At 53.1% G+C, this 13,594-nt stretch carries 15 protein-coding genes; 11 read left to right on the top strand and 4 right to left on the bottom strand.

Annotated elements, in window-relative coordinates; translation table 11 throughout:
- The first annotated feature begins 11 nt into the window (after window positions 1-11).
- From M3G15_RS08870 to M3G15_RS08860, 3 genes are all read left to right on the top strand, one after another.
- Window positions 12-233, top strand: coding sequence for a hypothetical protein (locus M3G15_RS08870; protein WP_036644877.1), 222 nt, complete (start codon window positions 12-14; stop codon window positions 231-233).
- A 138-nt stretch (window positions 234-371) separates the two neighbouring features.
- Window positions 372-1,196 (top strand): alpha/beta hydrolase, encoded by an 825-nt coding sequence (locus tag M3G15_RS08865; RefSeq protein WP_009224540.1) that lies wholly within the window; start codon window positions 372-374, stop codon window positions 1,194-1,196.
- A gap of 112 nt (window positions 1,197-1,308) precedes the next feature.
- Window positions 1,309-2,097 carry a DODA-type extradiol aromatic ring-opening family dioxygenase gene (locus tag M3G15_RS08860; protein ID WP_260070669.1) on the top strand — a complete coding sequence of 263 codons (789 nt, stop codon included), beginning with the start codon at window positions 1,309-1,311 and terminating at the stop codon, window positions 2,095-2,097.
- Between the two features lie 105 nt (window positions 2,098-2,202).
- On the opposite strand, the gene M3G15_RS08855 is transcribed toward M3G15_RS08860, so the two are convergent.
- Window positions 2,203-2,685, bottom strand: coding sequence for a DoxX family membrane protein (locus M3G15_RS08855; protein WP_260070668.1), 483 nt, complete (start codon window positions 2,683-2,685; stop codon window positions 2,203-2,205).
- Window positions 2,686-2,907: 222 nt separating this feature from the next.
- Here M3G15_RS08855 and M3G15_RS08850 point away from each other — a divergent pair, with 222 nt between their 5' ends.
- From M3G15_RS08850 to corA, 4 genes are all read left to right on the top strand, one after another.
- On the top strand, window positions 2,908-3,984 hold the full coding sequence (locus tag M3G15_RS08850) for a DUF3048 domain-containing protein (RefSeq protein ID WP_260070667.1): 1,077 nt from the start codon (window positions 2,908-2,910) through the stop codon (window positions 3,982-3,984).
- A gap of 197 nt (window positions 3,985-4,181) precedes the next feature.
- A complete protein-coding gene (locus M3G15_RS08845; RefSeq protein ID WP_036644878.1) occupies window positions 4,182-4,796 on the top strand; it encodes a DUF47 domain-containing protein in 615 nt (204 codons plus the stop codon).
- An 83-nt stretch (window positions 4,797-4,879) separates the two neighbouring features.
- The gene (locus M3G15_RS08840) at window positions 4,880-5,869 is read left to right on the top strand and encodes an inorganic phosphate transporter (protein ID WP_009224545.1); all 990 of its coding nucleotides are present in this window, start codon (window positions 4,880-4,882) and stop codon (window positions 5,867-5,869) included.
- A 57-nt stretch (window positions 5,870-5,926) separates the two neighbouring features.
- A complete protein-coding gene (corA, locus tag M3G15_RS08835) occupies window positions 5,927-6,886 on the top strand; it encodes a magnesium/cobalt transporter CorA (RefSeq protein WP_260070666.1) in 960 nt (319 codons plus the stop codon).
- Window positions 6,887-6,924: 38 nt separating this feature from the next.
- On the opposite strand, the gene M3G15_RS08830 is transcribed toward corA, so the two are convergent.
- Entirely contained in the window at window positions 6,925-7,446 is a 522-nt protein-coding gene (locus M3G15_RS08830; RefSeq protein ID WP_260070665.1) for a hypothetical protein, read from the bottom strand.
- Window positions 7,447-7,794: 348 nt separating this feature from the next.
- On the opposite strand from M3G15_RS08830, the gene M3G15_RS08825 reads away from it, so the two are divergent.
- The 4 genes from M3G15_RS08825 (at window position 7,795) to rlmD (ending at window position 12,259) form a co-directional block, all read left to right on the top strand.
- On the top strand, window positions 7,795-8,085 hold the full coding sequence (locus M3G15_RS08825) for a YerC/YecD family TrpR-related protein (RefSeq protein WP_009224548.1): 291 nt from the start codon (window positions 7,795-7,797) through the stop codon (window positions 8,083-8,085).
- Window positions 8,086-8,152: 67 nt separating this feature from the next.
- Complete coding sequence (locus M3G15_RS08820) at window positions 8,153-8,941, top strand: sirohydrochlorin chelatase (protein ID WP_260070664.1); 789 nt, start codon at window positions 8,153-8,155, stop codon at window positions 8,939-8,941.
- Window positions 8,942-8,969: 28 nt separating this feature from the next.
- Entirely contained in the window at window positions 8,970-9,851 is an 882-nt protein-coding gene (locus M3G15_RS08815; RefSeq protein ID WP_260070663.1) for a diacylglycerol kinase, read from the top strand.
- A 758-nt stretch (window positions 9,852-10,609) separates the two neighbouring features.
- Entirely contained in the window at window positions 10,610-12,259 is a 1,650-nt protein-coding gene (rlmD, locus tag M3G15_RS08810) for a 23S rRNA (uracil(1939)-C(5))-methyltransferase RlmD (protein ID WP_260070662.1), read from the top strand.
- 224 nt (window positions 12,260-12,483) lie between these two features.
- On the opposite strand, the gene M3G15_RS08805 is transcribed toward rlmD, so the two are convergent.
- Both M3G15_RS08805 and M3G15_RS08800 read right to left on the bottom strand, forming a co-directional pair.
- The gene (locus M3G15_RS08805) at window positions 12,484-13,125 is read right to left on the bottom strand and encodes a site-specific integrase (RefSeq protein ID WP_260070705.1); all 642 of its coding nucleotides are present in this window, start codon (window positions 13,123-13,125) and stop codon (window positions 12,484-12,486) included.
- Window positions 13,126-13,188: 63 nt separating this feature from the next.
- Complete coding sequence (locus M3G15_RS08800) at window positions 13,189-13,389, bottom strand: tyrosine-type recombinase/integrase (RefSeq protein ID WP_260070661.1); 201 nt, start codon at window positions 13,387-13,389, stop codon at window positions 13,189-13,191.
- Between the last annotated feature and the right edge of the window lie 205 nt (window positions 13,390-13,594).

Here is a 13,594-nt window from a genome sequence, read left to right as displayed (position 1 = left end):
AGGCAGAGCCAGTGGGAAAATATGAATCGGAGCTGACCCGGAGGTATTTGCTGAACAGCAACTCTCGGGGAAGCCTGGAAGAAGTCGTAACCAATGAGAGCGATGAGGAAAGCGGCATGTTGTGCGGGGATGACGAGGCGTGTGACGAAGGTGATCTGGGGAATCATCGGTTTATGAAAGAGTGGGAGGGCCGGGTTACCACCCATGCGTACTTCCGCCAGTCCTATGAATAAGTGAGTTTCTTGCGATTCTTCAGCGATCCGATTGACACCCCGGCTCGGGTAATGCTAAGATAAGTTCAAACAAAATCATATTAAACTTATCGGATTTAAAGTATATATCATTGCCGGAATACGGGGAGGAGACGGGTTATGGAAAGACAGATTGTGATCAATCATGGAGAAGAACAGCTTGCGGCCAGCATACATTACCCGGCCGAGAACAAACAAGGGGGGCGCTGCCAACGCGCTCCCTTGGTCGTCATCTGCCACGGATTTGTAGGCAGCCGTATCGGCGTTGACCGTCTATTCGTCAAGACTGCAAGGGAGCTTGCAGCAGACGGCTTCCTCGTGCTTCGCTTCGACTATCTCGGATGCGGCGAGAGCAGCGGTTCTTACGGTGACCATGGCGTAGAGTCGATGATCGCCCAGACCCGTTCGGTGCTGGATTATGGCCTGAGCGCGTTTGACGTTGACCCGACGCGGGTATCGCTGCTTGGACACAGCCTTGGCAGTTTGATTGCCCTCCTAACCGCCATCCGTGACCGACGCGTAAAGAACCTTGTCTTATGGTCGGCGGTTGGCTACCCGTTCAGCGATATTGTCAAAATCACCGGACGCGATCTATATGACCGGGCGGTAAAGCAAGGGAGCGCTGACTATTTGGGCTACGGACTGACGCCGAAATTTTTTGATTCGCTGGGCGAATATCAACCGTTCCAGGAAGCCGTTAAATTTTCCGGTGACGTACTGGTTGTTCATGGAACCTCAGACGATATTATTCCGGCGGACTATGCTTTCTTATATCAGAAGGTGTTCTGGATGCGTCCAGAGGGGCGCTGCGATAAGGAGATTATTTTCCAAGGCAGTCACACGTTCTCGTCCGGTGACCATCAGCAACAGGTCATCCGGAAGACTAAGGAATGGCTCGGAGGGTTGGAAGCCCTGCAGACCGAGTGGCAGCATTGGATGATTTAAGGACATGAGTAGGAGGCACCGTCAAACCCAGACGTACAAAAACTGGTAAAATCCTTCGGGGATGGATACAATGAAGGTGTAACCATTTTTTTGGCGTAGGGAGGTTTGGGAGATGTCTCAGCCTGCATTGTTTATTGCACACGGATCGCCTACATTAGCGATTGAGAAGAACGCATATACGGATTTTCTTCACCGCTTGGGTCAAGAAATGCTGGAACCGCCCGATGCCATTGTGATCTTCTCGGCGCACTGGGATGCTCCGGATCAATGGGTCTCGACGGATACGAAGCATATGACGATGCACGATTTCTACGGCTTCCCGGAAGAGATGTACGCGATCGAGTATCCGGCGCCGGGCAGTCCCGAGCTTAGTGAAGAAATCGAAGCGATTTTCCGAGCGCACAATCTGCCTTACAAAACTTCGACAGGCAGAGGTCTGGACCATGGAGCCTGGGTTGTGCTGCGGCTGATGTTTCCGTCTGCTGATATCCCTGTCGTAGCCTTGTCTGTGGACGCCAAACGCGAGCCTGAAGAGCAGTATGCCATCGGCAAAATGCTCACGGAGCTGCGGCAGCGGAACGTCCTTGTGATCGGCAGCGGCGGACTTGTTCATAATCTTCGCTTGCTCGATTGGGAAGGACGAGAGCCGGCTGCGTGGGCCGTGGAATTCGACGATTGGATCGGAGAGCAGCTGGAGAACTGGGACTTGCGGCAGCTCTTTGATTATGACCGCAAAGCACCGCATGTCCGGATGGCGATTCCTTCGTACGGACGGGAGCATTTTGTTCCGCTCTTCTACGCCATGGGGGCGGCAGACGATGAACGCCATGCTGTGAAATTGTTTCAGGATTATCAATACGGCAGCCTTAGCTTAAACTGCTGGAAGTTCGGCGGTTGTTGACCGGGCGGTGATCCCGGTACACAACGACCGATCCATATAAATAAGCGCAGAACCTCAAGAATTGGGAATTGGGGTTCTGCGCTTTTTTTCTCGGGATGGGACTGGTTAACGCCGCCGTCCATAGCGGTTGCGGAAGTAAGGCTGGATGAAGTAGTCCAATCCGATCCGCCCGGCGTTCGTGCCGGCGACAACGATAAAGATTTGGAGCAGCAGCAACTGCGGGTTCGTGCTTACGGTCCCTGAGAACAAGAAGGCAAAGTTCATGACCATGCCAAAGAAGGCAGCCAGCCAAGTGAAGCCGCCCAGGATCAGGCCCAGACCGACAAGTACCTCGCCGTAAGGGACAAGGATATTAAACAAACCGACGTTGGGCACGGCAAAATTTTCGAGGAAGGAAGCCCACCAGCTTTGCACAGCGGGGTGTTCGCCGCTGGTCTTCGCCAAAGCGCCCGTCAGAAATCCAGCGGCATTAAACCCGCCGGTTACTTTGCTCCAACCGGAGGTTAGCCACTCGTAACCTACATATAGTCTGAACAGCAAGAGCAGCCAAGAGGCAACGATGCTCTCCCTTAACCATTTTACGATCATCTCTTCATCTCCTTATACATGGATGCGGCGACAAGGTTCGTTTGATCCCGTGGATAATCTCTCCTCTCCTGTAGTATTCATATGAAGAACTGTATTTTAAACACCCAATTCAGAATTAGAATGAAATATGGGGTTCGCTGAGAGGTTTGCTTTTGTTCCGGCTTCCCCCGAAAGAGGAATTCAACGTATAATGTAAAAAACTTAAGAATTTTGACGGAGGACATGCCTTTGAAATCATTGAAGTTAAGTTGGCTGCTGCTCTTATTCTTGCTTATCGTTATGCTCTCCGCTTGCGGGAAGGTCGAGGAGACGGCCACGCCTGCGGATAACATCGCTCCGCCGCAACAGACGGAGACCCCGGAGGACACTGCTGAGCCCGAACCGGCGGCGCCTGCCTATACGGCTCCGTTGACGGGATTGCCGCTCGAGGAGCCGCTGACCCGCAGACCGCTTGCCATTATGATTAACAATGCGCCGGCAGCCCGCCCGCAATCGGGGTTAATCGATGCCGATGTTGTATACGAGGTGTTGGCGGAAGGCGGAGTCACGCGGCTTGTATCCATCTTCCACAGTCAAGCGGACAATGCCAAGATCGGCCCGATTCGCAGCATTCGCCCGTACATGATCGATTTGGGCGAGAGCTACCACGGGGTGTTGGTGCATGCCGGGGCGAGCAACGAAGCGTTTGCGATCCTGCAAAGACAGCATAAAGAGGATCTGGACGAGATCACAAACGCCGGCGCTTATTTCTGGCGGGACAAGTCCCGGAAGGCTCCGCACAATTTGTATTCCAACGTAGAGAAGCTGCTGGAAGGCGCCGCGAAGCGCGGGTATGCCACGGAGGATACGGCGGTGCCGGGGTATCTTTTTTATAAGGAAAATGAACATTCGGATTCCCTGGAGACCGCAAATCACGTGGAGATTAAGTTTCAACTGGACAGCTACCGGGTGGGTTACGAATATGATGCGGCGTCCGGGCTTTACAAGCGGTTCATCAATGGCGAGCCTCACACCGATCTGGAGACGGGCGATCCATTAACCGCTGCGAATGTCGTCGTTATGGGGGCAGACCACCGGGTGCTGGACGATGTCGGCCGTCTGGAAGTAGGACTGGAGCTGGGCGGTGAAGCGATATTGTTCCAGCAAGGCAAAGTCATTCAGGCCAACTGGATCCGCAAGGAAGGCGATATGATCCGGTTCATTAAGGATAACGCGGAGATCCCTATGGTGCCGGGCCAAACCTTTATTCATATCGTCCCCAATACGCCGGATTTCGCCAGTCATGTAAAGGCAGAGTAAAGGAGAAGAAAGGCAGATTTTGTATTTCCAGGGCGATTAAAGGATAACTCTGGGAGAATAAGGGGAAATATAAGCGCATGAAGGTGAAATGTTTGCGACAATATTTCCTATCTGTGATGCAGTTGTGATAAGATATTCAAGGTTGTGTAAAAACATCAACCACAAGAACTACCTTATGGAGAGAAAAGGGGATACTGATGCGACTGAAGAAGAAAGATATCTTTTTCCAGACGTTAGAGGATATGGCAGATACGATCGTGCATTCGGCGGACTATTTCGCCCAGCAGGTCGCGGACTTCAGGGACGTTGAAGCCTTCGCCAAGAAGATGAAGGAGTTCGAATCCCAATGTGATGGTTACACCCATAAAATCATCGTGGAATTGAACAAAACGTTTATTACGCCCATCGAGCGTGACGACATTATGCATCTGATTACCGCCCTCGACGATGTGATCGACGGTTTGGAAGCTACGACATCCCGTTTTTTTATGTACAATTTGAACGGGCCGGACGAATATATCGCTCGCTTTGCCGAAATTTTACGCAACTCGGCCTATGAGATCCAAAAGGCGATTCATTTGCTGTCCCAGAAAAAATTGCTCGCAATCCGCGAATACACGATTCGTCTTAACGACCTGGAGAATCAAGGCGATGAACTGCTGCGGATTTGCATCAAGGAGCTGTTCATGAAGGTGACCGATCCGATCGAACTGATCAAGAAGAAAGAGATCTATGAGCGGCTGGAGACGACAACCGACGCTGCCGAGAAGGTTGCCAACATGCTGGAATCCATCATCATGCGTAATTCTTAAGAAACTTCACTTTATATTTGATTTTCGGGAGGTTGGAATTGCGCGGATTTATATAGAGAGATAGCCATCTGTGCAAAAATGCTATGGATACGAGTTTAATGATTATGCTTATCGTTATCATACTGGCGTTGGCGTTCGACTTCATTAACGGGTTTCATGATACAGCCAATGCGATTGCGACCTCGGTATCAACACGCGCGATGAAGCCGCGTACTGCGATCATGATGGCAGCGGTCATGAACTTCTTAGGTGCTATCATGTTTACGGGCGTCGCGAAAACAATTGGGGGTAGTGTCGCCGATCCGGCGAAGCTGGATAACGGTCTGGAAGTGCTGGTCGCCACGCTGTTGTCGGCAATTATCTGGAACCTCATTACCTGGTGGTTTGGCATTCCGTCGTCTTCTTCCCATGCACTGATTGGTTCCCTGGCCGGGGCGGTGTACATGGGGGCTGGACCGGACAAGCTGAACTGGGGCGGATTTACGACGATTGTAGAGGGATTGGTGTTCTCCCCAATCATCGCTTTTGTGATTGGTTACATCGTCATGACCATCTTGAGATGGATCTTTGCCCGGCGTAGTCCGCATACCGTCAATAAAGGCTTCCGGTCGTTGCAAATCGTGACTGCAGCGATCCAAAGCTTCACGCACGGCACCAATGATGCCCAGAAAGCGATGGGGATTATTACGTTCGCCTTGGTGACGGCAGACTTCCAAGATCATATGGAAGTGCCGCTGTGGGTTAAACTGGCCGCAGCGACGGCGATGGCGCTCGGGACATCGGTTGGCGGTTATAAAATCATCAAGACGATGGGTACGAAGATCTTCAAAATCGAGCCGATCAACGGTTTCGCCGCGGATCTTTCCGCTGCATCGGTTATTTTCGGGGCCACGTTGTTTCATTTGCCCGTCAGCACGACGCATGCCATCACCTCGTCCATCCTCGGCGTAGGCGCAGCCAAACGTTTCTCCGCCGTACGTTGGTCGATGGCCGGGCGGATCGTCATTGCCTGGGTAATTACGATTCCGATCGTGTTTGTGATGGCCGGGCTGATCTATAAATTGTTGTTCTAAGGATGAAATTCGAGTAAGCCAATCTGCTGAGGATTGGCTTTTTTTGGGAGGTTCGGCATGATCAGAACGATGGGCATGATGAGAGATCACCAGACGGTGGAGGGATTTCCGCTGGAGCAGATTCATAATCAGCAGTTCGTCTGGACCTGGGTCGATCTGGATACCCCAACACCGGAGGAGACGGAGCTGCTGTCGAGCTTCTTCCATTTCCATCCGCTGGCGATTGAGGATTGCTTGCATATTTTGCAACGGCCGAAAATGGACTATTACGACGATTTTCAATTTCTGGTGCTTCATGCGATTGATGAAAGAACGCTGGAGACGGTGGAAGTGGATCTGTTTATCGGGGACGAGTACTTAGTTTCGTTCCACCAGCGCCAGCTGGATGAATTGGATGAAGCGTGGAGCAATATGCTGAAGCGGGCCCATGAGCGCAAGGTGTGGGTTCACGGGCCGTATTCGGCGGCTTACATGGTGATCGACAGCCTGGTGGATCATTATTTTCCTTGTGTGTATGCGATTGAAGATGATCTGAATGAGTTGGAGGGCAAAGGAAGCAGCGAATCGGTGGAGGAGTTGATGAACCAGGTGTTTGACCTGCGCAGCCGGCTGCTGAAGCTGCGGCGGACGATCGTGCCGATGCGCGATCTCATGTACCGCATCTTGAACTCACAGCATGTCCAAGGCGATAAAGAGCCGCGCGCTTATTACGCGGATATTTACGACCATCTACTTAAGTTGTCGGAGATGATCGAGGCTGACCGGGAAATGACCGCCGATTTGCGCGACTCTTATATTTCGCTGAATTCCAATCGGATGAACGGGATCATGAAGACGCTGACGGTTATCACCACCGTCTTTATGCCGCTGACGCTAATCGCTGGCATTTATGGAATGAACTTCGTGAACATGCCCGAATTGAATTGGGAATACGGGTATTTTGCGGTGATCGGACTAATGGCGGCGCTGGGCGGTTGGATGATCCTTTGGTTCAGGCAGCGCGGTTGGTTTAAGTGAGCACCGGAGAGCTCGGTAAAAGTAAAGCCGCCGCCGGATTAACGGCGGCGTTTTCCCGATTTGACCGACTTGCCGGATTTGCCGGTCGATGAGCGTTTTCCGCTGCGGCCGGAGCCGGTGCGGCTGCCGCTTTTCTTGCGATTGGTTTTACGGCGGCGCGGGCGGTAATCGTCCATCCGGCCGACACTGCTGCCCGCCCTGCCTTTGCCGCCGGGCAAGAGCGAGGTGAGCAGCTTCGCCATCGGGGCGAATTGCTGTACGGTTTGCATCACCTTCTGCACCTGGCCCATCGTCGCCAAGATGCCGTCGATCCCACCCATGCGGTCGACGATGCCTTTTAGGTCGCTTAAGCTGGGCAGCGACAGGCCGCCGGCCTTTGGCGTGGTTGTGACAACCGGGGTGGGAGTCGGCGCCTGGGTCGGTGTGGGTGTCGGCGGAGAATAGGGAACCAGTGAGGAAGCCACCGCTTTAATTTCGTACGGATTCACCCCCGGGTAATTATGGGTGTACGGATGGAACGGGGGCACCGGACCTTGGCGGGAATCATAGTTATGAGGCATGGGTATCACTTTCCTTTTCGGATATTTTGCCCGGGCAGGCTGACCGTAAGGCCCGTTTCCTTCTTGTCCGCCCTCCCGAGACAAGACCTAGGAGCGAATTGACATACGCCGAATGGGACACGCGCGGATGGTCTGATCGGCGTGATGATCCCTGGCTAGGCGTTTGTATTACTATACTGTATGTGCCCGCCCTGCCTTGCGTATGGACGAATGTCCCGGTTCTGGTGGGCGTTCGCGGAATTTGGGCGTTCTTTCTGTGATGCGTGAAATCGTTAATGCTTGAAAAGGAGTACGCCCCTCGGGTACAATGGGGGTGTGGTTACAGTAACGGTAGGGGATGATAATTCAGTGCAGCTGAAGAAATTAAATGACAAAACGATTGATCAATTATTTGAAGCCATCTTAACGTTAAAGAACATCGAGGAATGTTACATCTTTTTTGATGACCTGTGCACCGTTAACGAAATTCAGTCTTTGTCGCAACGGCTGGAAGTCGCCCGAATGTTGGGCAAAGGCAACACATACAACCAGATTGAAGCAGAAACCGGAGCCAGCACGGCGACAATATCCCGGGTGAAGCGCTGCCTAAATTACGGTAACGACGGCTACAAAATGGCGCTGGACCGTTTAGGTCGCTAAGCGTATGACAGACGAAATGAAGGCAAGGTCGATGAGGTTGCCGGAAGATGGCCGGGAGGTGCTCCAAATGGGGGACTCCAAGAAACCGGGTGTGCTTGTCATCAGCCACGGCTCCCCAGATGAGCATTGGGTAGCCCTCGTGGAAGCGGCGGTGGCGGAAGCGGCGGACGATTTGCCCGCCGGGCTTCCGCTCGCCTGTGCTTTCCTCGAAACGGTGGAAGGCCGCCTGATCCAGGACGGCATCGATCAGCTGGAAGCCCAGGGAGTGACGGACATCATCGTCATTCCCTTGTTCGTGTCCTCGGGAAGTACTCATATCGACGAAATCGCCTATGCCCTTGGGGTCAAAGATACACCGGAGAAGGAAACTGACCTGGAACGTTTTCGGGTTTCCGCTCGGGTGTTTTTTGGCGATCCCATCGATGATGGTCCGCTGGTCGCCGAGATGGTGTGGGACAAAGTGAAGGGGCTGTCGGTGCGGCCGGAGCGTGAGGTGCTGCTTCTCGTCGGGCACGGCAGCAGCCACCCCGGGTTCTTGCAACGGTGGGAACGCGGGATCGCCTCGCTGGCGGCGCAGTGCGCGGAGCTTGCCGGACTTGCGGGCGGGGCCGATTACGCGCTCCTGAATCCGGACAGCGTATCTGCCAAAGTACGTTATTGGTCAGAGCAGCGGGGGATGGACGTCATTGTGGCTCCTCTTTTCCTGAGCGCCGGATATTTTACCAAAGTCACGATTCCTGAGCGGTTGAATGGGCTGGCTCATCGCTATTCGGGAGAGGCGTTGCTGCCCCACCCTTTGATGGCTCGCTGGATGTCGCAACAAATATTGAATATAATGGGATCAGTGATATGTTGACATTTTGAGTTCAGGTGGCGTTTGGAAAATGAAAAGAGCTAGGTTGATTTATAATCCAACCTCGGGAAGAGAAGAGATGCGCCGCCTTCTGCCGGACGTGCTGGAGCGTCTGGACCAGGGCGGCATCGAGACGTCGTGTCATGCGACGACCGGGGAAGGCGATGCGACGCGCGAGGCGGCTTTGGCGGTCGAACGCGGATACGACATCATTATTGCGGCCGGCGGCGACGGGACGCTGAATGAGGTTGTGAACGGCATGGCCGGGAAGAGTGATTTGCCCCCGCTGGGGGTGTTCCCGCTCGGTACGACGAACGATTTTGCCCGTGCGATGGGAATCCCTCGGCGTTGGGAGGATTATTGCGACCTGGTCATTGAGAATAAAACAAGACCCATCGATATCGGCAAGGTGAACGGCCGGCATTTCATCAATATCGCCGGCGGCGGCAAGTTAACCGAGCTGACGTATGAGGTGCCAAGCCGGCTCAAGACGCTGATCGGGCAGCTGGCCTACTACATGAAGGGTATCGAGAAAATGGCCAGTCTGTCGCCCACCAAGCTGATTATCGATGCGGAAGGGCACGAGGTCATGGAAGGCGAGTTCATGCTATTCCTGATCGCCAACAGCAACTCGGTTGGCGGCTTCGAGAAGCTGGCGCCGGACGCACGGATCGACGACGGGCTGCTCGATGTGATCGCGCTCAAGAAGTGCAACCTGGCGGAATTTATCCGCCTGGTCACGATGGCGCTGCGCGGCGATCATTTAGGCGACTCGCACGTCGTCCACTTCAAGACGCGGCGCATGGAAGTCACTTCGCCCGGCCGCGTGCTGCTCAATCTCGACGGCGAGCTGGGCGGCGAATTGCCAGGCGTATTCGAGGTTTTGCCGCAGCATTTGCAGATTTTTGCTTGAGGGTAAATGAGGTGGATGGTGCTAGGGCGGACGGATGGAGATTGCGGCTGATTTAGGCGTGATTGAGATAGGTGCAGCTGTGTTCGTCAGATTACGGCAGTTGTAGCTGAATCAGAGCGGATGCAATCGATCTAGATCGAGGCACCTTGAGTACGGAATTTTGGATGTCCGTCCTTGAGTGATGGATGCAAGAGAGCAAAGCAGAGGATAGCCTGAGGCACACCATCAGGAAGCCTAGGTTGCGAGGATCCCCCGCCGGGTTGGCGGGGGATTTGGCTTGGTTGGGGCAGGTGTGGTGTGGCGGTGGTTCGAAACGTATGGTGTTCGAAATGTATAGAGTTCGTTCGGAATGTATGGTGTTGGAAGGTATGGGATTCGAAGTGAATTAAGTGGAAATTCTACCGTTATTTTTTAAGTAACTGCGGTTTTGCGAGAATTAGCTGGAAAAAGTACAGTTAATTTCGCGAGTTTAGCTGAAAACGGGGAAAATGGGCCAAATTAGCTGTAGGATTTCCAGTTAATTTTGCGAAATTGGGCCAAACGGGGTAAATTAGATGGAGGATTTACCGTTAGTTGTTTTATCGATGGGCTGGATTAGATGCATTGACGTCGAATGGACGTTCTTCCCTTAATGGCGAGGATTTAGATTATAGGATTAAAGTATATAGAAAGTATTGGACTAAAGTATATAGTTTGAACTGTGTTAGATAAAGCCATGTTGGAGTAACCGGTTCAGTTGAACATAGAAGGAGAAAGTGATGAAGAAACAACGGAGTAACAATCGACGTCCTGGCGGGGGACGGACAGGTGGAGCCCGAGGACAAGGACAAAAAATAGCCGGCGGTGCGAAAGGCAACCCTGGCGGGCGAGGGGAAGCTTCCGGGAGCCTTCCATCTCGGGAGCGTGCGGCTGTGGCTGCGGCTGCGGAACGACCTGCCAGCGCGCGGCCTGCAGCGCGTGCCGGGAGCAGCGTGCATGAAGCCGCGATGGCCGGCCTTCCCGTCGTGAAGAATGATGAGGTCGTGATCGACATCATCGGGATGAACCACGACGGGGAAGGCGTGGGCCGGGTGGAGGGCTACACGCTGTTTGCAGCTGGCGCCTTGCCGGGCGAGAAAGCCCGGGTCAAGGTGCTCAAGACGAAGAAGCAGTATGGCTATGCCAAGCTGCTTGACGTGGTTGAGGCGAGTCCGGACAGGGTGGCTGCGCCCTGTCCGATCTACGACAAGTGCGGCGGCTGCCAGCTGCAGCACTTGAGCTATGACGCGCAGCTCGCGTGGAAGCGTCAGCACGTCGTCGACGTGCTGGAGCGCATCGGCAAGCTGCGCGTGGCAGGGGGCGCGCCGGGAGCTGGCGCGCCGGGCGGCGACCATGCCGTCGTCGTGCGACCGACGATCGGCATGGCTGCGCCTTGGCGCTACCGCAACAAGGCGCAGGTGCCCGTCGGCGTCATCGACGGCGCACTGGTCGGCGGCTTCTACGCCCGCGGCAGCCATCGCATCATCGACATGGAGACGTGCCTCATCCAGCACGAGAGCAACGATGATGTGATCAGCCGCGTCAAAGCGATCGGCCGCCGCCTGGGCATCACCGCCTACGACGAAGAGACAGGCCAAGGCCTGCTTCGCCACGTCGTCGTAAAGGTTGGCTTTCGCACCGGCGAAATGATGCTGGTGCTGGTCACAAACGGCGATCGGATCCCCCGTGAAGACGAATGGATTGCGGCGATCCGCGAAGAGCTTCCGGCTGTGGTAAGCATCTGCCAGAACGTCAACACACGGCAGACGAACGTCATCTTCGGCGACGTAACTCGCGTCCTGTGGGGCCGCGAAGTGATCTATGACTATATCGGGGACGTGAAGTTTGCGATCTCGGCGCGTTCTTTTTACCAAGTAAACCCAATCCAGACGGAAGTTCTCTATGGCAAAACGGTCGAATACGCCGGTCTGACCGGTCAAGAGACGGTCATTGACGCCTACTGCGGCATCGGCACGATCTCGTTGTTCCTGGCGCAACACGCGAAGCGGGTGTACGGCGTGGAGATTGTCAAAGAGGCGATCGAAGACGCTCGCGTCAACGCCAAGCTGAACGGAATGAACCATGTCACTTTTGAGGTCGGTGCCTCCGAAGACGTCATCCCAGCCTGGAAAGAGCAGGGGATCGAAGCCGACGTCATCGTCGTCGACCCGCCCCGCAAAGGCTGCGACCCGCACCTGCTCGACACGATTATCAAAATGAAGCCCGAGCGTGTGGTTTACGTATCGTGCAACCCCGCAACTCTGGCTCGCGACCTGCGCATCCTTGAGGACGGCGGCTACCGGACCGTGGAGGTAACGCCGGTGGATATGTTCCCGCATTCGGTGCATGTGGAGTCGGTAGCGTTGCTTGTACGGAGTGAAACAGAATAGGGAATGCCTTGTAAATCAAGGTTTTCAATGGTGTAACAGCACACCTGAAAGGGATAATACAGCTGCCGATTTTCAGCGTTGGTGTAAATTGGTGTTAAAACTGATCGCAAAAGGCCGGAAAAGAGCCTAAGGAACCCAAAAAAAGACCTCAGAAATCTGACCTGTTATAGTCCTTCGGATCAAAAAAACCCCGAACGGATTCCAGTCCGGTTTCGCTCGGGGTTTTATGCGTCCTTTTGATGTTTTAATGGGAGAATTTCATCAAACTTATTCGCCGCTTCTTTATCCGCCTTTTGAAGGACATGTCCGTAAATATTCATGGTAGTTGTTATACTGGCATGGCCAAGTCGTTCTGAAATGATCTTAGCGTGTACGCCTTGATTTATTAGCAAAGTCGCCGAAGTTTGGCGCAAATCATGAAATCGGATGTAACGGAGGTTGTGTCTTTTAAGGAAACCTCTGAACCACAAGTAAGGGCTCTCCGGATAATAAGCGTTGCCCTTATTGTTGAAAAACACAAAGAAGTGATTTTCATTATCATGGATTTTCGCAAGAGCTTTCCATTCTTGTTTGGCATGGTTGTAGTACTCCTTGAGTTCGGCATTAACGGCATCCGATAGACTGATTTTTCGAATCGAGTGTTTGGTCTTTGGCTCTTTAATGATCGGTTTACCATGAACGTTCATGGTGATGCTCTGTTTAACGTGAATAACCCCTTGTTCCAGATCGACATGTTTCCATTCAAGACCAACGAGTTCGCCGTGGCGCAAACCGGTTGTGAGGGCTAAGGTAATCATCATGCGCCAATGATACGGTTCCTTCTCCAGTGCTTTGAACAGTTGACGAACCTCATCCTCACTGTAAATCAGGCTTCGTTTGTGCTCAACTTTGGGCCTCTTTACATCTGCTACAGGGTTGGTTTTGATGATTCACCACTCGACGGCTCGACTAAAAACATTTTTCATCACTCGATGTACATAATAAATCGTACCGGTAGATAGAGAACCAGTTTTTCCGTCACGGCGGCTTCCTTCATTTCTGAGTTCAGTTAAGAAGGAAATAACGTGCAAAGGTTTAATTTGGTCCAGCCGTAAATGTCCGATTACAGGCAGTATGCGCTTGCTCAACATCCTAAGGTGAGTGTTTTGCATAATTCCGTTTCAGAGAAGAAGCGATAGCATTTTCACTGTCGTTAAGGGGTGATTTTCGAAAATGGTATTATATAGATGAAGAAAAGGGCAGATTTGCAGAATTTTAGAACAGCTCGTTTTTTAAGCGGCAGCCCGTTTCGAATGATGAGAAACGGCGAGCGCAGATGCAAGCAGAACAATGGCT

It is taken from the genome of Paenibacillus sp. p3-SID1389 (genome assembly GCF_025151705.1).
GTDB lineage: Bacteria > Bacillota > Bacilli > Paenibacillales > Paenibacillaceae > Fontibacillus > Fontibacillus phoenicis.
This window is presented reverse-complemented; position numbering and strand designations above follow the sequence as displayed.